Origin of the sequence: Flavobacterium sp. ASV13 (assembly GCF_000745775.1) — a bacterium.
GTDB lineage: Bacteria > Bacteroidota > Bacteroidia > Flavobacteriales > Flavobacteriaceae > Flavobacterium.
Genome location: NZ_KN050752.1, coordinates 334,295 through 353,556, shown reverse-complemented (window position 1 = coordinate 353,556; position 19,262 = coordinate 334,295). Strand labels below are relative to the sequence as shown.

At 32.7% G+C, this 19,262-nt stretch carries 21 protein-coding genes and 1 tRNA gene; 3 read left to right on the top strand and 19 right to left on the bottom strand.

Annotated features, from left to right (window positions below):
• Positions 1-143 precede the first annotated feature (143 nt).
• On the top strand, positions 144-2,579 hold the full coding sequence (locus GQ47_RS22105) for an ATP-binding response regulator (protein WP_035653218.1): 2,436 nt from the start codon (positions 144-146) through the stop codon (positions 2,577-2,579).
• Here the strand turns inward: GQ47_RS22105 and GQ47_RS22100 are convergent.
• The 13 genes from GQ47_RS22100 to pdxA form a co-directional block, all read right to left on the bottom strand.
• Complete coding sequence (locus GQ47_RS22100) at positions 2,576-3,928, bottom strand: sigma-54-dependent transcriptional regulator (protein ID WP_035653215.1); 1,353 nt, start codon at positions 3,926-3,928, stop codon at positions 2,576-2,578. The genes GQ47_RS22105 and GQ47_RS22100 overlap by 4 nt on opposite strands.
• 148 nt (positions 3,929-4,076) lie before the next feature.
• Positions 4,077-4,376, bottom strand: coding sequence for a PepSY-like domain-containing protein (locus tag GQ47_RS22095; protein WP_035653213.1), 300 nt, complete (start codon positions 4,374-4,376; stop codon positions 4,077-4,079).
• Between the two features lie 20 nt (positions 4,377-4,396).
• Entirely contained in the window at positions 4,397-4,693 is a 297-nt protein-coding gene (locus GQ47_RS22090; RefSeq protein WP_035653210.1) for a hypothetical protein, read from the bottom strand.
• Between the two features lie 20 nt (positions 4,694-4,713).
• Positions 4,714-4,995, bottom strand: a complete 282-nt coding sequence (locus GQ47_RS22085; protein ID WP_035653207.1) for a hypothetical protein — start codon at positions 4,993-4,995, stop codon at positions 4,714-4,716.
• Between the two features lie 28 nt (positions 4,996-5,023).
• The gene (locus tag GQ47_RS22080; protein WP_035653204.1) at positions 5,024-5,320 is read right to left on the bottom strand and encodes a hypothetical protein; all 297 of its coding nucleotides are present in this window, start codon (positions 5,318-5,320) and stop codon (positions 5,024-5,026) included.
• 49 nt (positions 5,321-5,369) lie between these two features.
• The gene (locus tag GQ47_RS22075) at positions 5,370-5,672 is read right to left on the bottom strand and encodes a hypothetical protein (RefSeq protein ID WP_035653201.1); all 303 of its coding nucleotides are present in this window, start codon (positions 5,670-5,672) and stop codon (positions 5,370-5,372) included.
• A 73-nt stretch (positions 5,673-5,745) separates the two neighbouring features.
• The gene (locus GQ47_RS22070; RefSeq protein WP_035653199.1) at positions 5,746-6,042 is read right to left on the bottom strand and encodes a hypothetical protein; all 297 of its coding nucleotides are present in this window, start codon (positions 6,040-6,042) and stop codon (positions 5,746-5,748) included.
• A gap of 294 nt (positions 6,043-6,336) precedes the next feature.
• Positions 6,337-7,683 carry an acetyl-CoA carboxylase biotin carboxylase subunit gene (accC, locus tag GQ47_RS22065; RefSeq protein ID WP_035653196.1) on the bottom strand — a complete coding sequence of 449 codons (1,347 nt, stop codon included), beginning with the start codon at positions 7,681-7,683 and terminating at the stop codon, positions 6,337-6,339.
• 106 nt (positions 7,684-7,789) lie between these two features.
• The gene (accB, locus tag GQ47_RS22060; RefSeq protein ID WP_035653194.1) at positions 7,790-8,278 is read right to left on the bottom strand and encodes an acetyl-CoA carboxylase biotin carboxyl carrier protein; all 489 of its coding nucleotides are present in this window, start codon (positions 8,276-8,278) and stop codon (positions 7,790-7,792) included.
• Between the two features lie 23 nt (positions 8,279-8,301).
• Positions 8,302-9,300, bottom strand: coding sequence for a beta-ketoacyl-ACP synthase III (locus tag GQ47_RS22055; RefSeq protein ID WP_035653192.1), 999 nt, complete (start codon positions 9,298-9,300; stop codon positions 8,302-8,304).
• Positions 9,301-9,473: 173 nt separating this feature from the next.
• A complete protein-coding gene (rpmF, locus tag GQ47_RS22050; protein WP_008465217.1) occupies positions 9,474-9,668 on the bottom strand; it encodes a 50S ribosomal protein L32 in 195 nt (64 codons plus the stop codon).
• A 9-nt stretch (positions 9,669-9,677) separates the two neighbouring features.
• The gene (locus tag GQ47_RS22045; protein ID WP_035653532.1) at positions 9,678-10,220 is read right to left on the bottom strand and encodes a YceD family protein; all 543 of its coding nucleotides are present in this window, start codon (positions 10,218-10,220) and stop codon (positions 9,678-9,680) included.
• A 105-nt stretch (positions 10,221-10,325) separates the two neighbouring features.
• Positions 10,326-11,375 carry a 4-hydroxythreonine-4-phosphate dehydrogenase PdxA gene (pdxA, locus tag GQ47_RS22040; protein WP_035653188.1) on the bottom strand — a complete coding sequence of 350 codons (1,050 nt, stop codon included), beginning with the start codon at positions 11,373-11,375 and terminating at the stop codon, positions 10,326-10,328.
• Between the two features lie 57 nt (positions 11,376-11,432).
• Between pdxA and GQ47_RS22035 the strand changes: the two genes are divergently transcribed.
• The gene (locus GQ47_RS22035; protein WP_035653185.1) at positions 11,433-12,023 is read left to right on the top strand and encodes a riboflavin synthase; all 591 of its coding nucleotides are present in this window, start codon (positions 11,433-11,435) and stop codon (positions 12,021-12,023) included.
• Positions 12,024-12,055: 32 nt separating this feature from the next.
• On the opposite strand, the gene GQ47_RS22030 is transcribed toward GQ47_RS22035, so the two are convergent.
• The 5 genes from GQ47_RS22030 to GQ47_RS22010 all read right to left on the bottom strand — a co-directional run bounded on the left by GQ47_RS22030 (position 12,056) and on the right by GQ47_RS22010 (position 16,417).
• Positions 12,056-12,319 (bottom strand): hypothetical protein, encoded by a 264-nt coding sequence (locus GQ47_RS22030; RefSeq protein ID WP_152561078.1) that lies wholly within the window; start codon positions 12,317-12,319, stop codon positions 12,056-12,058.
• A gap of 177 nt (positions 12,320-12,496) precedes the next feature.
• Positions 12,497-12,570, bottom strand: a tRNA-Ile gene (locus GQ47_RS22025).
• A gap of 146 nt (positions 12,571-12,716) precedes the next feature.
• Entirely contained in the window at positions 12,717-13,121 is a 405-nt protein-coding gene (gene mce / locus GQ47_RS22020) for a methylmalonyl-CoA epimerase (RefSeq protein WP_035653181.1), read from the bottom strand.
• A gap of 10 nt (positions 13,122-13,131) precedes the next feature.
• A complete protein-coding gene (locus GQ47_RS22015; RefSeq protein WP_035653179.1) occupies positions 13,132-15,489 on the bottom strand; it encodes a hypothetical protein in 2,358 nt (785 codons plus the stop codon).
• Entirely contained in the window at positions 15,449-16,417 is a 969-nt protein-coding gene (locus GQ47_RS22010; RefSeq protein ID WP_238568022.1) for a hypothetical protein, read from the bottom strand. The genes GQ47_RS22015 and GQ47_RS22010 overlap by 41 nt, the downstream gene beginning before the upstream one ends.
• 189 nt (positions 16,418-16,606) lie before the next feature.
• Between GQ47_RS22010 and GQ47_RS22005 the strand changes: the two genes are divergently transcribed.
• A complete protein-coding gene (locus GQ47_RS22005; protein WP_035653177.1) occupies positions 16,607-18,295 on the top strand; it encodes an Ig-like domain-containing domain in 1,689 nt (562 codons plus the stop codon).
• Here the strand turns inward: GQ47_RS22005 and GQ47_RS22000 are convergent.
• Positions 18,292-19,059: a nitrilase family protein gene (locus tag GQ47_RS22000; RefSeq protein ID WP_035653174.1), complete on the bottom strand. Its 768-nt coding sequence runs from the start codon at positions 19,057-19,059 to the stop codon at positions 18,292-18,294. The genes GQ47_RS22005 and GQ47_RS22000 overlap by 4 nt on opposite strands.
• Positions 19,060-19,262 lie beyond the last annotated feature (203 nt).

Genomic DNA, 19,262 nt, shown 5'->3' with positions numbered 1-19,262 from the left:
TATATAATCTGTGGCTATTTTCTTTTCTGAACCTTTGAATTATATAACACTTTCGGTCGTATTTCTCTTTTTAAAACAGATTTTTTTGAATAAATTGCAGAGAATTCGATTTTAAAACCACCACATTCCCACTTTAAAAATCTATGGAAAGCAAAAAAAGTTACACAGCCATCAAAGTGCTTTTCAGCTATGTTGCATTACTTGCATTGGTTGTTACCGTGGGATGGTTCTTATATTCTGAGAATGTAGTTTATAATAAATTAGAAGATAAAATTGCATTTGAAAAAACAAAAATCTTAAGAGTCAGCAAGCTTTTCTCGAACGTTTACAAAACAGAAAGTTTAGCACGAAAAACCATTCAAACCAATTCTGATAAAGACTTTAAAAGTTATGTAATTGAAAGCGATTCTCTCCGCGCGCGAATCGACACTTTAAAGCAAATTGTTACTACAGAATATCAAAAAGTGCTTTTAGACAGCGTGACTTATTTATTGGCAGAAAAAACCAAAAATATTCAGCAGCTAAAAACCATAAAAAATAAGGCCGACGATGAAGTTTCAGTAAATTCAGCAATTGACGAAATTACCAAAATGGAGTTTAAGCTTCGCAAATTAGAACTTCAGGATTTTACTAAAAATCCAAATCAGTTGGGCGCGTATCAAAAAAATGTGCTTCAAAAATACGTCGATTATCTCAATCAGAATATTCCGGATGACAGCACCAATACGCTGAGTAAAAAAGCTTCGGACTCGATTTTAGCAAATTCAAAAAAACTTTTAAGCTCCGTAAAATTAAGAGCCGAAAAGAAAAAAGAATCTTTGAATTTTGAAGAAAACAAATTGCTGAAAAACGAAATCGCAATTTCTGACCAACTGCGAAAAGTACTTCGAATTATCGAACGCGAAATCATCATCAACTCCATTAAAAACAATTCTTTAAAAGAAAAATCACTTAAAAAAGTAAATGAAATCGTAACTGCTTCGGCTATTATCGGTTTGATTCTGACGATTTTCTTTTCTATTTTAATTGTAAGTGATTATTCGAAATCACAATTGTATAAAAAACAGCTTGAAATCGCGAATTTCAAAACAAAGAATCTTCTTAAAAGCCGTGAACAATTGATCTCGACCGTAAGTCATGATTTAAAAACGCCGTTGAGTACCATTGTGGGTTATTCTGAACTTCTAGGCAATTCTGATGTTAATACAAAACAGTCTTATTTCATTAACAATATCAAAAACTCCTCTGAATATATAACACAGTTAGTTCAGGATTTACTGGATTTTTCTCAGATAGAAGCAGGAAAAATTACAATTGAAAAAGTCCCGTTTTCATTACCACAGATTATTGATGAAGTCGCCAAAAGTATTCAAACCGTTTACAAACAAAAGAACATTGACTTAATAATCAATGTTGATGAAAAATTAAATTCAAAAATTGTTGGCGATCCATTTCGCCTGAAGCAAATTTTAAGCAATATCATTGGAAATGCCTATAAATTTACAGAAGAGGGCTATATCAGAATTAATGCTTTTTTGACTGAAAACAATGATTTTTTTACGATCACAATTGAAGATACCGGAATTGGAATCGAAAAAGGAAATCAGAAATTAGTTTTTGAAGAATTTGCACAGGCGAATGAAAACATCGAAAAAAAATATGGCGGAACAGGTTTAGGCTTATCAATTTGCCAAAAAATAATTTCGATTTTAGGAGGAACATTGCAGCTTGAAAGTGTTTTTGGGCAAGGTAGTACTTTTGAAATTCAGCTTCCATTATTATTTGACACTAGTACGAATACAATTAAAGAAATTAAAAAACCTATTTTACTTCCAACCAAATCACAGACTTTTGTTGTTATTGATGATGATATTAATCTACTGAATTTGACCAGCGGCGTTCTGAGACAGGAAAAACATCAGGTTTTGTCTTTTAGCAATGCCAGTAAAGCTTTGGAAGTTATTCAGAAAACGAATTTTGATTTTGTTATTACCGACATTCAAATGCCAGAAATAGATGGTTTCATGTTTTTAGAAAAACTTAAAAACAGCACTTTTTATCAAAATCAGCCAGTAATTGCTTTGACCGGAAGAGCAGATCTTGACGCTTCAGTTTATTCAGATGCAGGATTTATAACAGTTGTGAAAAAACCCTATTCACCAAAAATATTGCTGGAAACTATCCGAATTATTTTAGGAAATGAAACACTCCCTCAAGTTGAAACACACGAAACTGAAGAAAAAACATCAACTAAATTATATTCATTAGAAACTCTTAAAGATTTTCTGGGTCATGATAAAAATGCTTTAAATGATGTTTTAAAATCATTTATAGAAAGCACAAATGAAAATTTAGTCTATTTGGAAAGTGCCATTGCTGATGAAAATGCTGCAGAAATAAATGCAATTGCACATCGAATTGCGCCGATGTTCAAACAAATTGAAGCAAATGAGATTGCCGGAATTTTAATAGTTTTAGAAAAAAATGATTTTAAAATTGCTGAAGCAAAAAACATTTATTCCGATTTAAAAAACAAAATCACTTCACTTTTTAAAATCCTAGAAGACGAAATCATTTAATCAATATTGTATTGCTTCAATTTATTATAAAGTGTCTTTCTTGTAATTTTAAGCAGTTTTGCTGCTTCCGATTTATTGTTTTGCGTTTTTGAAAGTGCATGAATGATGGTTTCTTTTTCATTTTCAGATAAAGAAAAACCAGCCACTGATTCAAATGAATTCTGCTTTTGAATCTGAAAAAATTCGGCAGGCAAAACTTCGCTTTCAATATAATTTCCACGAGTCAAAAGTGTAGCACGTTTTACGCAATTTTGAAGTTCACGCAAATTCCCTGGCCAATTGTAACTTTGAAAAATAGTCACCACTTCTGGCGAAAATCCAATAATATCTTTATTGAGTTGTTGATTGGCTTTTTCCAGGAAATAATCCGCAAAAACCATTAAATCTTCTCCTCTTTCTTTTAATGAAGGCGAAAGAATCGAGAATTCATTGATTCTATGGTATAAATCTTCTCTGAAATCGCCGTTTTTTACTGCTTCACGTAAATCTTCATTTGTTGCAGTTATGATTCGGATATCGACGTTTATTTCTTTATTACTTCCAACGGGTTTTATTTTTCTTTCCTGAAGTGCTCTCAATAATTGAATTTGATTCTCATAAGAAAGATTTCCAATTTCATCCAGAAAAAGCGTTCCACCATTTGCAGCTTCAAAATAACCCATCTTATCGCTGATTGCTCCGGTAAAAGATCCTTTTAAATGTCCAAAGAATTCACTTGCCGCTAATTCTTTCGGAATTGCACCACAATCAACTGCAATAAAATTATTGTTTTTTCGAGTACTTTGCTGATGAATGCTTTTGGCAATAATTTCTTTTCCGGTTCCGCTTTCGCCGATAATCAAAACAGACATATCTGTCGGACTTACCAATTGAATATGATCTAATAATTTTCGTGAAGCGACAGAAATTCCTCTTACGAATTCATTTTCAGAAGAAACTTGTTTTTTAGCTGGTTTCTTCTCTTTAGAAACAACCTCCTCAGTTTCATTATTATTTTGCAACGCGTTTGTAATGACTAATAAAACCTCATCGGGATTAAAAGGTTTCGAAATATAATCGGCTGCACCATTTTTTATCGCTTTTACAGCTGTATTCACATCAGAATAACCTGTCATCATAATAACAGGAATGTGCGGATGAGAATTTTTGAATTCGGTCATTAGTCCGATACCATCAGAATCAGGCAGGCGAAGATCAGTCAAAATCAAATCGAATGATTCATTTTTGATTGCTGATCTGGCTTCTGCAGCAGAGAAAGCTATTGTTACCTCGTATGCTTTTTTTATTAGAAATTTCTCTAATAATTTACAAAACGAAATATCATCTTCTATCAATAATATCTTTGACATCTGTTTTTAAGGACTTTTTTTGCTAAAATAATACTATTAAAGTTGTATTCTCACAAAATTATGCAAAAAAAAAGAGACTGCTATAAGCAATCTCTTTTTCACCAAAAACATAAATCTAATTCACCTAATTATATTTATAATATATCTATTATATTTTCAGCCAATTGCCATTGACATCTGAATAAACAGTAGCCTTCTGATCCTTAACTGATATTTCTAATTTGTATTCTTTTTTCTCATTTACATAAGCTTTTTCCAATTTTGCATTTGGATAAGCAGTCTGCAGAGCAGTTTTTACCGCCGCCGGCACAGCGTCTACAGTTACTTCTGTATATTCTGTTTGAACTAAAACGGATGTTTTTTCTTTAGTTAAAAGTGTTTCCGCAGTTGCCGGAATAGACAAACTTGCTAAAACAACAACAGCTGTCACGATGGCTAACTTTTTCATAATGCTCTTTTTTTTAAGAATTATTTTTTAATAATATTTCCAGAAGCATCTGTAAAAAAAGTATACTTTTTCTCTCCGCTTGCTATGACAAGTTTATATTCGTTCTTCGCGTTTTTATATGCTTTTTCTAGTTTTGTACCTGGAAAAGATTTTTCGATAGTCGATTTCACTGCTGCCGGAACAGCATCTGCAGCAACCTCAGTATATTCATCCTGAACATTTACTGATAGAACCATTTCAGTTTTTGCAACAATAGTTGCAGCATTGATTGACAAACTTCCAAAAACGACAGCTGCCGATAAGATTAACTTTTTCATAGTGGGGATAGTTTAAATAGTTACTTTTTAAGAATATTTCCTTTTTCGTCAGTGTAAACTGTTGATTTCACATCTCTCACGATAATGTCAATTTTATATTCTTTTTTATCGTTTACATACGCTTTATCAAGTTTTACACCAGGATAAGCATTGTCTAAAGCAGTTTTGATGGCTGCCGGAACAGCATCTACTTCTTTGTATTCATCCTGAAATTTCACTGTTGCTACATTGGCAACAATTGGTGTGGCTTGTATTGACAGCCCTCCTAAAAGGATTGCTGCCGATAAGATTAACTTTTTCATAATGTAATATTTTTAGTTGTTGAACTTCTTATTTTTTGATCCAAGATCCATCTGCATTTGCATACAGAGAACCCACTTTATCACCTACTGTAATTTCAAGCTTATATTGTGAAGCTGTATTTTTGTAAGCTTTATTAAGTACTGCTGTTGGATATGCTTTTTTAAGCGCATCTATAACTGCAGAAGGAACTTCTTCATTTTTAATTTCTGTGTATTCATCCTGAACAGAAATTGATTTTACGATTGAATTTGTAATTGGAGAAGTTGAAGCAAATGATGTTAAACTTCCCAAAACGATTGCGGCTGATAAAAATAAATTTTTCATAGTGTGTATATTTAATAGAGTTAATTAATTTGATTGGAACAAAAAGGGATTATTTTTTAACCCATGTTCCGTCTGCATTCGCATAAACAGAACCTACTTTGTCACCTACAGTAACGTCAAGTTTATATTGTGATGCAGCATTTTTATATGCTTTTGAAAGCACTGCATCTGGGTAGGCTTTTTTAAGTGCGTCTGTAACTGCAGTAGGAACTTCTTCTAATTTAATTTCAGTGTACTCGTCTTGAATTGAAACTGTTTTTACGATTGAATTTGATATTTGAGAAGTCGAAGTCGAAGCAAATGATGTTAAACCTCCCAAAACGATTGCGGCTGATAGAAATAATTTTTTCATGATAATAGTATTTTAAGATAGTTAATTTGATTTTAGTATTTTTTATTTGAAAATACATGGGACGCTTTTTAGATTATTTTTGAATCCAAGTTCCGTCGGCGTTAGCAAAAAGATTCCCTTCTTTGCCTCCAACTGTTACATCCAGTTTATATTGTGCTTTTTCATTTTTGTATGCTTTAGAAACTACTGCATTTGGAAATGATTTTTTTAAAGCGTCAGTAACTGCAGCTGGCAATTCTTCTAATTTAATTTCAGTATATTCATCCTGAATTGAAACTGTTTTTACAATAGAATCTTCATTTGAAGAGTTTGCTGCGAATGAAGTTAAACTTCCCAAAACAATAGCGGCTGATAATAATATCTTTTTCATAATGTAAATTTTAGTTTTGTTTATAGTTGTTTACGCTTTAGATAATGAAATTATTATGCCGTAAAGTAAAAACATACCTCCATCACACCTAATCCCTTGTTTTTAAAGGACTTTTCATTATCATGCCAAAATTTTCAAATTGTAAAAAGTGTGTAATTCTCTAAATGAGTGTGTAAAAATTATACACTTTTAGTGTTTCCTAACTTATGAAAACAACAAAACCCGATAAGTTAAAAACTCATCGGGTTTGTAGTAAAAATAAAAAAGGCTGTCGAAATCGACAGCCTTTTAAAATTATTCTGGACTATTCATTTTGAAAGTATCCATAAATGCAGTTGTATAATCACCTGCAATATATTTTGGATCATCCATTAATTGTCTGTGGAAAGGTATTGTAGTTTTCACACCTTCGATTACGAATTCATCCAAAGCTCTTCTCATTTTACTGATAGCTTCTTCACGAGATTGTGCAGTTGTAATCAACTTAGCAATCATAGAATCGTAATTTGGTGGAATGCTGTAACCAGAATAAACGTGAGTATCTAAACGTACTCCGTGTCCTCCTGGCATATGAAGCGTAGTAATTTTTCCTGGTGAAGGACGAAAATCGTTATAAGGATCTTCAGCATTAATACGGCATTCGATAGCGTGTAATTGTGGTAAATAGTTTTTACCTGAAATTGGAATTCCAGCTGCAACCATAATTTGCTCGCGAATCAAATCGTAATCAATTACTTGTTCAGTAATTGGGTGTTCAACCTGAATACGAGTATTCATTTCCATGAAGTAGAAATTTCTGTGTTTGTCAACTAAGAATTCTACAGTTCCAGCTCCTTCGTATTTAATGAACTCAGCAGCTTTTACAGCAGCTTCTCCCATTTTAGTACGTAATTCGTCTGTCATGAAAGGCGAAGGTGTTTCTTCAGTAAGTTTTTGGTGACGACGTTGTACTGAACAGTCTCTTTCAGAAAGGTGACATGCTTTTCCATAAGAATCTCCAACTACTTGAATTTCGATATGACGTGGTTCTTCAATAAGTTTCTCCATGTACATTCCGTCATTTCCAAATGCTGCAGCAGCTTCCTGACGTGCGCTTTCCCAAGCTTTCAAAAGCTCATCTTCTTTCCAGATAGCACGCATTCCTTTTCCACCACCACCTGCAGTAGCTTTCATCATAACCGGATAACCGATTTCTGCTGCTGTTTTTTGTGCATGCTCATAAGATTCTAATAATCCGTCTGAACCTGGTACACAAGGTACTCCTGCCGCTTTCATTGTAGCTTTTGCAGAAGCTTTATCTCCCATTCTGTCGATCATTTCAGGAGCTGCACCAATAAATTTGATTCCGTGCTCTTGACAAATTTTTGAGAATTTAGCATTCTCAGAAAGGAAACCGTATCCTGGGTGAATTGCATCTGCATTTGTAATTTCTGCAGCAGCAATAATATTTGACATTTTTAAGTACGATAAGTTACTTGGTGGGGGACCAATACAAACCGCTTCATCAGCAAACTTAACATGTAAGCTTTCTGCATCGGCTGTAGAGTAAACGGCAACTGTTTTAATTCCCATTTCCTTACATGTACGAATTACACGAAGTGCAATTTCTCCTCTATTCGCAATTAATATTTTTTTAAACATCTTATTTTAATTAGATAATTAGACAATTTGATAATTAGATAATTTTAGATGTCTGATATTAATTCTGCAGATCATCTAAAACCTAAAATCTAAAATCTAAATTTATTTATGATGGATCTACTAAGAATAAAGGTTGATCAAATTCAACTGGAGACATATCGTCAACAAGAATTTTAACAATTTTTCCTGAAACTTCTGATTCGATTTCGTTGAATAATTTCATTGCTTCAATTACACAAAGAACATCTCCTTTTGCGATAGTGCTTCCTACTTCAGTGAAAACTGGTTTGTCTGGAGATGGTTTTCTATAGAATGTTCCAATGATTGGAGATTTTATAGTAATGAATTTAGAATTTTCAGCCGGAGCCGCTGCTTCACTGTTTACATTTACAACAACCGGAGCAGCCACTTGAGGAACAGCAGCCTGTGGCAATGCAGCCTGAGCTGGTAATTGCTGTACATAAGTAGCCTCAGTTACATTTGTTTCTAAAGTTGTTCTGATAGTGATTTTTACATCATCCATTTCTAACTTTACCTCAGCAACTCCCGAATTTGCTACAAATTTGATTAGGTTTTGAATTTCTTTTAAATCCATAATGATTCGTTTTTAGTTTTGATTTATTTTGTATCGTAAGCCCATTTTAAATAGATAGATCCCCAAGTGAATCCACCACCGAAAGCGGCTAAAATAATATTATCTCCTTTTTTGAATTTGTGTTCAAAATCACTTAATACTAATGGCAAAGTTGCTGAAGTTGTATTTCCATATTTTTCAATATTCATCAACACTTTTGAATCTTCAAGATTCATTCTGCTTGCAGTAGCATCAATAATACGTTTGTTTGCTTGATGTGGCACTAACCAATCTACATCTTCGTTAGTCAAATTGTTTCTTTTAACAATCAATTCACTAGCGTCGGCCATGTTGGTAACTGCATATTTAAAAACAGTTTTTCCGTCTTGAATAATGTTGTGTTGTCTGTTTTTAACGGTCTCTTCTGTAGTTGGGATTAGAGAACCTCCAGCAGAAATTTTAAGAAAATCGCGTCCTACACCATCACTTCTTAGGTATTCATCTTGTAAACCTAAACCTTCATAATTTGGTTCAAACAAAACAGCACCTGCTCCATCTCCAAAAATAATACAAGTAGATCTGTCTGTGTAATCTACAATTGATGACATTTTATCGGCACCAATTAATAAAACTTTTTTGTAACGTCCTGACTGTACGTAAGCCGCAGCAGTTGACATTCCGTATAAGAAACTTGAACATGCAGCTTGCAAATCATATGCAAATGCATTAGTAGCTCCAATTTCTGTTGCAACATAAACTCCTGTAGAGGCTACTGGCATATCTGCAGTAGCTGTTGCCATTATAACCATATCAATCTCTAACGGATCGATATTTGCTTTCGCTATTAAATCCTGCGCTGCTTTTATAGCAAGAAACGATGTTCCTTTGTCAGCATCTTTCAGAATTCTTCTTTCTTTAATTCCGGTACGAGTGGTAATCCATTCGTCATTGGTATCAACCATTGTTTCTAAAACTTTGTTTGAAAGTACAAAGTCAGGAACATAAGCTCCAACAGCGGTAATTGCGGCTGTGATTGTATTCATTATATTCTATTATTTCCTTTCAAATACAGTGTATTTGAAAAATTTTTAAAAGACTTGAAAATTACAAAAAAAAACGTAACGAATTTGTCTATATTTTCCTAAAAAACGAAAATTATAACCAACAAAAAAAACTCTCACTATGTGAGAGTTCTAGTATAATTTACAAAAACGTATTAAGCAACCGCTTCAGATTTATCGATAACAACTTGCCCTCTGTAGTACATTTTACCTTCATGCCAGTAAGCTCTGTGGTATAAATGTGCTTCTCCAGTAATTGGACATGTAGCGATTTGAGCTACAGTAGCTTTATAATGTGTTCTTCTCTTATCTCTTCTTGTTTTCGAGGTTTTTCTCTTAGGATGTGCCATTTTACTATATTATTTATCCGTTAATAGTTTCTTTAATTTTTCCCAACGCGGGTCAATATCTTCTTCTTGTTTACTCTCTTCCTTTTGTTCTTTTACACTTAATTCATTCAGTTTGTTTAAAGCTTCTGTTTGCAAACTTCCGTCTTTCACTCCTGGATGAACTCGTTTTAGAGGTACCGACAACGCAATCATTTCATAAATGTATTGTGCAACATCTATTTCAAACTCTCCGTGTGGCAATATCAGCAACTCTTCATTGTCATTATTAAACTCATCTCCAAAACGAACGATTAATTTCATTTTACCTTTAATTGGCAAATCAAAATCTTCGCCTGTTAGATCACAAGGCACATTTACAGTTCCTTTGTGTTTAAAATCCAATTCAAGCATAGTGCTTTTCTTATCTAAAACTAAATTAACTTTGATATCCGAACTTTGAAATTCGTTATACTCAAAGTTCTCAAAGAACTTGTTATTTACCTGATACTCAAAATGGTGTTTTCCTAGTTTTAATCCTACGAAAGGAATTAAAAATTCTTTTGTTTTGCTCATTTCAACATCAATTTGAACAATTCGCATCTGTAAACAGATATCTGAATTGGGGTGCAAAGATATAAAATTATTATAAATCTAATAATCTTATTGACCTTTTTTTGTTTATAACTGTTTTTCTTTTATTTTTAGAGGTTTTTGGCTAATCTCCTCATACTGATTACGCGAGCGAAAAATATCGATCGCAAGATAAACTGCCTCTTTAAACGAATTAAAATCTGCCATATCTTTTCCTGCAATATCATAGGCTGTACCGTGATCTGGTGAAGTTCTAACCTTATTCAAACCTGCCGTATAATTCACCCCTTTTCCAAAAGATAGTGTTTTAAAAGGAATTAATCCCTGATCATGATAAGTTGCAATAATTGCATCATATTTTTCATATTGACCACTTCCAAAGAAGCCATCTGCAGAAAAAGGCCCAAAAACCATTGTTCCCGACTCAAATATTTTTTTCAAAGTTGGTTTCAAAATCAAATCTTCTTCTTTTCCGATAACTCCGCCATCTCCACTATGAGGATTTAATCCCAGAACAGCAATTTTTGGCTTCACTATACTAAAATCCTGAATCAATGATTTTCTGATTGTTTCGATTTTTCTTGTGATTAATTCTTCCGTCAAATGTGATGAAACTTCATTTAAAGGAACATGATCTGTTAACAGACCAACTCTTAAATTATCCTGAACCATCATCATTAATGCATCACCTTCAAGTTCTTTGTCCAAATAATCTGTATGACCCGGAAATTTAAATTCCTCTGACTGAATATTATATTTATTAATTGGAGCTGTAACTAAAACATCAATTGAACCTTCTTTCAAAGCTTTGGTTGCTGCCACAAAAGATTTAATGGCATATTCGCCAATTTTTTCATCATTTTTCCCAAGAGTAATATCAACACCTTCTTTCCAAAGGTTTAAAACATTCACTTTTCCCGACAAAACCTGCTCTAATTTATCCACTCCATGAAATTGAACAGAAGATGTAAAACTTTTTTTAATGAAAGAAAGTATTTTAGCATTTGCAAAAATAACTGGCGTACACAATTCTAGCATACGAGAATCCTCGAATGTTTTCAATATAACTTCGCTTCCAATACCGTTTAAATCTCCAATTGAAATTCCAACAATTATATTTTCTGCTTTTTTATTCATGAGCTCAGCTTATTTATTACTAATTTTGATGTGCAAATTTAGTAAAATAAAACAACAATGTTCACAGGAATTATAGAAACCCTAGGAAGGGTTCATGAAATACAAAAAGACCAAGGCAATCTTCACATCACAGTTGACTCCTCTATTACTAATGAATTAAAAATCGACCAAAGCGTTTCTCATAACGGAATCTGCCTGACGGTTGTATCAATAAAAGATTCTTTTTATACGGTAACAGCAATTGGAGAAACGATTTTAAAAACCAATATTGGCGACTGGAAAACTGGCGACATCGTTAATTTAGAGCGCGGCATGAAACTTGACGCTCGTCTTGACGGACATATTGTTCAGGGACACGTAGACCAAACCGGAACCTGTATTAAAATCGAAGAAGCAAACGGTAGCTGGAATTACACTTTTGAATACGACAAAAACCTCAACAATATCACAATTGAAAAAGGCTCAATTACCGTAAACGGAGTAAGTCTTACTGTAGTCAATTCAAAAACAAATGAATTTAGCGTTTCGATAATCCCCTATACTTTTGAAAACACCAATTTCAAAAACTTTGTAGTAGGAACTAAAATAAACTTAGAATTTGATGTTATTGGAAAATACATCTCACGATTATATTCGATAAACAAATAACAGCAACTTATTTTCATAAAAAAAGCTTCAATTTAAACTGAAGCTTTTTTTATAGAATCATATCTGCGAATTGCATATATACCAAATATTAACGCGCATCCGGCCAAAATAAATATTTTTTGATCGATAGGCACTCCCGGAGGTGCTGGCGGTCCATCGTCGTCGTCGTCAGCAGTTGTTGCAGCACTTCTAGCTGCTGATTGTGGTGGTTGCGGAGGCGTTGGAGCAGCCATAACACTCATAACTGTCATTAAGACAAAACAACATGTAAAAAAAATAGTTTTCGTTATCTTCATAAGTTTAAACCTGTCACAGACAAGCGATTTTAAATTAGACTTGGGGTCTTTTATGAAATTTCGTACAAGCCCTTTATACTAAAGCACTCGACCCGACAAATGTAGAAGATTTTTACAGAAATACAACCCTAAAAACAAAAAAAGCTTCATAAAAATTTATGAAGCTTTTATATTTTGTGGTCCCACCTGGGCTCGAACCAGGGACCACCTGATTATGAGTCAGGTGCTCTAACCAGCTGAGCTATAGGACCGGTTTGAGGATGCAATATTACTACTATTTTTCATTCACTCCAAATATTTTAAGACATCATTTGTATTTAATTCTATTTTGAAGTATCAGTATTAAAAAACGAGATTGATTTTCAATACCTTATTTAAAAACAAAAAAAACTTTTTTTTATTTAATTTCCTGACAAAGCTCTACTAAAACGCCATTAGTATTCTTCGGATGTAGAAAAACAACCAATTTATTGTCGGCACCTTTCTTCGGAACTTCGTTTATCAGAACAAAACCTTCATTTTTTAAACGCGTAATTTCAGCTTCGATATCATCAACATCAAAAGCAATGTGATGAATTCCTTCTCCTTTTTTCTCTAAAAATTTTGCAATCGGACTTTCCGGATTTGTTGCAACCAAAAGTTCGATTTTATTGTTTCCTGTCTGAAAAAAAGAAGTCAAAACACCTTCGCTTTCTACAGCTTCCATTTTATAAGATGGAACACCCAGCATTTTTTCAAACAATACATTTGCATCGTCCATATTTTTTACCGCAATCCCTATATGCTCTATTTTATTTACCATTGTTTCAAATTTATTGGTTTACATACGTATTAAAGTAACCACATTCTGCAATCACATCCTGATAATATTTCGTATCCGAATAATCTTTTCTTAATGCTTTGAATGAATTCCAGGCGATAAAATTAATTTTATCATCTTGAATTTCCCAGTAATTATTAACGTCATTGTATTTTTTATTGTAATAGTCATTTCGTTCACATTTCGAAATCAGATATAAACATTTTGCTTTTTGCTCTTTATTTGAAGCCGCTTCAAAAGCCTTTTGATAATACATTTTCGAAACCGAATTATTCGTAATCATTTCTTTCATTGAATTTCTGAATGAATAAGGACTTGAACCGTAACCAACAATGCTAATTTCGTAGAAAGTTCTTCCGTTTCCAAAATGCGAAATATTATAAAATGCATTTCCTAATAAAAGACTATTCGTATAAATATCTTCTTTCTGCGCCAATTTATCCTGCATATCTTTGATTGTAGTCAGAAAATCCATTTGAGAATATTTCTTTTTCTGATACGCTGCATGTTCACAATCGTGACAATCTTTTATGTTTCCGTTAAACGGATTTCCTAAAAACTTGTAATACTGCACCGAATCTGCTTCTTTCATAAATTCAATTGCTTCTGGAATCTTATTCTTGAAAGTCGCCTGAACTGCCTGAAAATTATTAATATCTTTCAGTTTCAAACTATAAATTCCTGCACCAGTTTTCTCAATTTCAGTTTTATTTTGCTTTGACAAAAATGATTTTATATCTAACAAATTCTTCTCATTATCATAAAAAGCATTTCCGTCGTTCCAATAACTGTAACGAGATTCGCCAAAAATCTCAGCCATTACAAAATCTCCTTTTTCTCTGTAAAGCGTTGACAAATAGCTTCGACTCCAGGATGAAGCGTTTTGATAACGAAATTCCAGTCCTTTATATGTTTTTGGAAGTTCGTAATACAGCCAATTCAAGTCGGCAATAATTGTTTTTTCATTTTTATCGGTCAGCTTATCGATTTTGCTTAGATTATTCACAAAACGAAGCAATCTGAGCTGAAATCCTGCCAATTCTGTTTTAGGAAGCGTTTTTGTCGCTTTGTCAAAACTTTTATCTGCATTTGCATATTCTCCTTTTAAAGTTTGAAGATATCCCAAAGATAAATCCCATAAATAGGGTTTTTGAGTATTTCCTGCGTTTGAAATTTTTGCAATTAAAGCAAATGCTTCATTATTAAGTTTAGCAAGATTTTCGGTTTTATTTTCAGCAACTGTTTGTGTTTTCTCCTTCGTATTTTCTCCAGCTTCTTGTTTAAACGAATTGTTTATTGCTTGCTCCTGTTTATTTACCAATCGGGTTGCGAGATAATTCAAGTGCTCGCTTTTTGGATCTAATTCGTAAATTTTTTCAATTGCCTGTTTTTCATCTTTATAAAATCCGTGAATTGCCCAGAGTGCCGCTTTTTCATCGTTGGTTTTAGCCATTGCAAGCGCTTTATTCCAGTCGGCATTATTTTTTGGACTAAAACTGTACGCCGTTACAACTCGCAATTCAGGACATTTATCAAAAACTTTAGCATATAAATAATTCGAAACTGCGTATTTCTTTTGCTTATAATTAATTCCTGCAACATAAGAAAGCGCTCTGTAATACAAGGTATTTTTAGGAACCGAGCTTTCTGTTTTATTAAAAAAATCAATTGCTTTTTGTTTGTCATTACTGTAAAAACGAGCTTTCATAGTCAGAAACCAATAACGATTTTTCAAAAACGGATCTGAAGTTGTATTATATACATTCTCAATGGACTGAATCATTTTTGCATCCTTAAAAGTTTTTGCCACTACAGGATCGTAACTCCAATAATCTTCACCAATTGATACAGTTTCAATTTTTTGGGCCAAATACAAAAACTCAACAAAACTCTTTACTTTTTCATCTTTCAGATTGAGTTTTTTATTCCATTTCTGAACTGTTTTATTCTCTTTTTTAGTTTTGTAAAAAAGATGAAGATCTGCAATTTCTTCTTTGTTTTTAATCACGTTTTTATCGTCAGAATAATAACGCGGCTTTTCATCTCCAATTAAAAAATAATTAACTGTAGTGGTATCTGCTTTTCCTTTTAAATACGAAGCCCAATCTGATTTTATGTTTTTATTGAATCGGGAATTATGCTCTGTATCAAATTCAATTCCGTAAAAAATGGAGCCAGATAAAAACAGCGGTGAATAGGATTTATCTGCAAAAGTTTCTGGAGTAAAATTCGAATTGTATCCAAAAAAATCCCAGTCGTCTCCGCCGGCGCATGCATAAATCACGCCGTAAACCGAAAGCAGACCAACACTAAAAACAAGAAACAGTTTGTTCGAAAATATTCTTTTCATAATTTTTTAAATTGAATTCATCTAAATCGTAAAATATAATTTCTCTAGGAGCCAGAGCTGAATTTTCACTCAAATCTTCGGCCATGTTTTTTAAATCTTCGGAAGAAATTGCTTCCATTTTAAGCAAATCATTTTCTTCATAATAAACCCCGTTTTTGTAATTAGATTGTTTGACTTTGAAAAAAATCGAGCTGATTTGTTCAAAGTTTTTATCTTTTTTAAGTTCGGTAAAATTCAGTTTTGACCGAAGTCCCAAAACCTTTTGATTTCTAATATGAATTGCCCACGAATAGATTGGCAATGCAAAATCTAAATGAAGCGGATAATGTTTTAAACTTTGAAGATATTTCTCTGAAATTTCCCGGTTATAAATCGAATTTAGAGAATCTGGCGCAATACTTCCCATATTATAAAACATTAAAACCCCTGAATCGACATTTGGAATTTTAGTTTTCTTAAAATATTTGACCTGATGAAGTCGTATTGTAGCGGAGAGTTTTTTATTCGAAAGCTTTTTAATCTGTTCAATAAATTTAAGATAATTGTCTTTACTATTTAACGACCAATCGCAGTCAATTTGAATTTCGGTACAATTAATTTTATTCTTTTTATTGATTTCTGAAATCAAATGAACCGTTTTTTCAGCCAAATCTTTAACATCAAGTTTCGCTTCAAGCATTACTTTATTCTGAATAAAAACGACTGGAACAATTTCAAAATTCTGAATATTTTCTTTGAAATGAATCGGGCTTATCGGAAATGGGTTTTGTGTTTGTGGATGAAGTCCGATATCAAAATACCGAATATAAAGTTTACGGACATTATTGTCTTTCAAGACTTTTTTCTCGGTTTCAGAAAATTTCAAATTGGTTTTCCAATAATAAAAAGCGATTGTAGGTTTGTCACTTTTGCTACAGGCTGACAGCAAAAGAAAGAATGAAATCCAAAAAAATCTTTTAAACAAAACGAAGTGATATTACATTTGAATTCAAAAGTAAGAAAATATTACTACAAAAAAGCGCGAAATCCGAAATTTGCAAATCCTAATAAATAGATAAAAAATTTCAATTAAAGCAAATATAATCGTTATTTTGTGCAATCAAATTCAAAAACGATTATGTTGAAAAACACTCTGAAATACATTTCACTTTTACTGGTATTTTTAATGATGAGCTGTGCCAAAAGAGGCAGTATTACAGGCGGATTAAAAGACACCCTTGCTCCTGTTATAAGATCAAGTTCACCTGAAAATTTCAGCACCAATTTTAAGGCCGATGAAATCATTTTGACATTTGATGAATATGTAAAACTGAAAAACTTAAACAAACAACTGATAGTCTCGCCGCCAATGAAGCATCAGCCGCTTGTATTGCCAACTAATGCGAGTAAATTTATCAGTATAAAAATCAAAGACACTTTACAGCCAAATACCACTTATAGCCTGAATTTTGGAGAAAGTATTGCCGATAATAATGAAGGAAACTCAATGCATCAGTTTAAATATGTTTTTTCGACTGGACCCTATATTGATTCACTTTCCATTAAAGGTGTCATCAAAGACTCTTATGAAAAGTATGTCGATAATTTCGTTTCCGTTATGCTTTATGAGATAAATGACCAATATAAAGATTCTGTAGTTTATAAAGAATTTCCGAGATATATCACAAACACACTTGACAGTTTACGTACTTTTAAATTAGAAAATTTAAAGGCCGGGAAATATCTTTTAGTTGCCATGAAAGACAAATCAAGCAACAACAAATTCAATCCGAAAGACGATAAAATTGGCTTTATAAAGCATCCAATTACAGTTCCAAATGATACTATTTTTGAATTGGAATTATTCAAGGAAAAGTTGCCTATAAAAACTTTCAAACCTATTCAGGCGTCGGGAAACAGATTATTGTTTCCGTATGAAGGAAATATGAATTTCAAAGTTACTAAACCTAAAATTACGCTTAAAAGCCACAATGAAGTTCTGCAGACAATTGTCACTCAATTCCCTAAAAAAGATTCGCTGCAAATTTGGTACAAACCAATAAAAACCGATTCACTTTCTCTGGAAATTAATTCTGACAAGTACAACAAGAAATTCGGTTTTAAAATTAAAGATCTGAAAAAAGACACTTTGAATATCACAGCAGTTCAAAGTGGCGTTCTTAATTTCAGGGAACGATTTACGCTAGAAACGGAAACTCCGCTTGTTAAAATTGACAGTTCTAAAATTTCACTAGTGAACAAAGATTCTGTTGCGGTTAAATACACTACCGAATATAATGAATTTGAGCAAAAATTATATTTCGATTTCAAAAAAGAACCATTAGAAAAATACCGTATTACGTTATTGCCTGGAGCTTTGACTGATTTTTATGATAAGTCGAATGATACTTTATCTTATAAATTAACCACGAAAGAATTGGAAGATTACGGAAACTTAGTCGTAAATCTTCAAAATGTAAAACGTTTCCCGATTATTGTTGAAATTACCAGCAAAAAAGGAGATAAAGTACTTGCCAGCGCTTATTCTGAAGGTGAGACCAAAATTGAGTTTAATTTGGTTGAGCCCGAAGCTTTTGCGATCCGAGTAATTTATGATGACAATAAAAACAAAGTTTACGACACTGGAAATTTCTTAACTAAAACATACGCTGAAGAAGTCTTTTATTTTCAAAAAGAAGTCGATGTCCGGGCGAATTGGGATGTTGATCAACCTATTGATTTAAGTATTCCTTTTAGTCCTGAAGTTGAGAAGAAAACAGATGAAAAGAAAAAGAAAGAAGCCGAAAAGAAACGAAAAGCCTTTTAGATCTTAATTTCGAATTCATCCTGATCACTTAAAAAATCAAGTTTTTTACGAGTTTCATACATGGTGTTTTTATCTAATTCTACGATAAAGACACCATTTTTTTCTTGTGGCTCTAAAATATAATTCCCTAAAAAATCGACCGCCTGCGAATGACCAATGTGTTCGTAATTGTTGGCATCAACACCAATTCGGTTCAGGCCGATTGTGTAACTCAAATTTTCAATAGCGCGTGCTTTCAGCAAAGCGTCCCATGCATTGGTGCGTATTTTTGGCCAATTGGCAACATATAAAAGCAAGTCGTAATTCTCTGTATTTCGGGCAAAAACTGGAAATCTTAAATCGTAACAAACCTGCAGACAGATTTTCCAATCTAAATATTCTACAATAACTTTTTCTGTTCCTGCAGTATAAAACTGATCTTCTCCCGCCAATGTAAATAAATGGCGTTTGTTATAATATTGAATTTCTCCAGAAGGAAAAACAAAAAACATTCGGTTGTAAAATTTTCCGTTTTCAGTAATTACTAAACTTCCGGTAACGGCAGCATTTTTCTGCTTTGCAATTTCTTTCATCCAAAGAACAGTTTCGCCTTGCATTGTTTCGGCAACTGCGGAAGCATTCATTGTAAATCCGGTCGAAAACATTTCGGGCAAAACAATCAAATTCACCTCAGAATCAATTGAATTTATTTCCGATTCGAAGTTTTTTCTGTTTTCTAAAGCATTTTCCCAATGCAGATCTGATTGTATAAGTGCGATTTTCATAATTCAAAAATACGAATTTTCAGCCAAATTATAAATTTTGCAAAAAAGCGTTTTCTGCAAAATTTTCTCAAAAAACGTCTAAAATCAATATTTCATAAGGAAATTAAAAACATATCAAACTTTTGTTTTGCAAAAAAAATGCATTTTATGCAAAAAAAATGCAAAAGTGAAAAATTAATATATATATTTGGCTTGCCAATAAA

Excerpts from the sequence above, each read along its gene's own strand:
- GQ47_RS22105 (WP_035653218.1), top strand. The coding sequence starts at position 144 with ATGGAAAGCAAAAAAAGTTACACAGCCATCAAAGTGCTTTTCAGCTAT.
- GQ47_RS22100 (WP_035653215.1), bottom strand. The coding sequence starts at position 3,928 with ATGTCAAAGATATTATTGATAGAAGATGATATTTCGTTTTGTAAATTA.
- GQ47_RS22095 (WP_035653213.1), bottom strand. The coding sequence starts at position 4,376 with ATGAAAAAGTTAGCCATCGTGACAGCTGTTGTTGTTTTAGCAAGTTTG.
- GQ47_RS22090 (WP_035653210.1), bottom strand. The coding sequence starts at position 4,693 with ATGAAAAAGTTAATCTTATCGGCAGCTGTCGTTTTTGGAAGTTTGTCA.
- GQ47_RS22085 (WP_035653207.1), bottom strand. The coding sequence starts at position 4,995 with ATGAAAAAGTTAATCTTATCGGCAGCAATCCTTTTAGGAGGGCTGTCA.
- GQ47_RS22080 (WP_035653204.1), bottom strand. The coding sequence starts at position 5,320 with ATGAAAAATTTATTTTTATCAGCCGCAATCGTTTTGGGAAGTTTAACA.
- GQ47_RS22075 (WP_035653201.1), bottom strand. The coding sequence starts at position 5,672 with ATGAAAAAATTATTTCTATCAGCCGCAATCGTTTTGGGAGGTTTAACA.
- GQ47_RS22070 (WP_035653199.1), bottom strand. The coding sequence starts at position 6,042 with ATGAAAAAGATATTATTATCAGCCGCTATTGTTTTGGGAAGTTTAACT.
- accC (WP_035653196.1), bottom strand. The coding sequence starts at position 7,683 with ATGTTTAAAAAAATATTAATTGCGAATAGAGGAGAAATTGCACTTCGT.
- accB (WP_035653194.1), bottom strand. The coding sequence starts at position 8,278 with ATGGATTTAAAAGAAATTCAAAACCTAATCAAATTTGTAGCAAATTCG.
- GQ47_RS22055 (WP_035653192.1), bottom strand. The coding sequence starts at position 9,300 with ATGAATACAATCACAGCCGCAATTACCGCTGTTGGAGCTTATGTTCCT.
- rpmF (WP_008465217.1), bottom strand. The coding sequence starts at position 9,668 with ATGGCACATCCTAAGAGAAAAACCTCGAAAACAAGAAGAGATAAGAGA.
- GQ47_RS22045 (WP_035653532.1), bottom strand. The coding sequence starts at position 10,220 with ATGAGCAAAACAAAAGAATTTTTAATTCCTTTCGTAGGATTAAAACTA.
- pdxA (WP_035653188.1), bottom strand. The coding sequence starts at position 11,375 with ATGAATAAAAAAGCAGAAAATATAATTGTTGGAATTTCAATTGGAGAT.
- GQ47_RS22035 (WP_035653185.1), top strand. The coding sequence starts at position 11,433 with ATGTTCACAGGAATTATAGAAACCCTAGGAAGGGTTCATGAAATACAA.
- GQ47_RS22030 (WP_152561078.1), bottom strand. The coding sequence starts at position 12,319 with ATGAAGATAACGAAAACTATTTTTTTTACATGTTGTTTTGTCTTAATG.
- mce (WP_035653181.1), bottom strand. The coding sequence starts at position 13,121 with ATGGTAAATAAAATAGAGCATATAGGGATTGCGGTAAAAAATATGGAC.
- GQ47_RS22015 (WP_035653179.1), bottom strand. The coding sequence starts at position 15,489 with ATGAAAAGAATATTTTCGAACAAACTGTTTCTTGTTTTTAGTGTTGGT.
- GQ47_RS22005 (WP_035653177.1), top strand. The coding sequence starts at position 16,607 with ATGTTGAAAAACACTCTGAAATACATTTCACTTTTACTGGTATTTTTA.
- GQ47_RS22000 (WP_035653174.1), bottom strand. The coding sequence starts at position 19,059 with ATGAAAATCGCACTTATACAATCAGATCTGCATTGGGAAAATGCTTTA.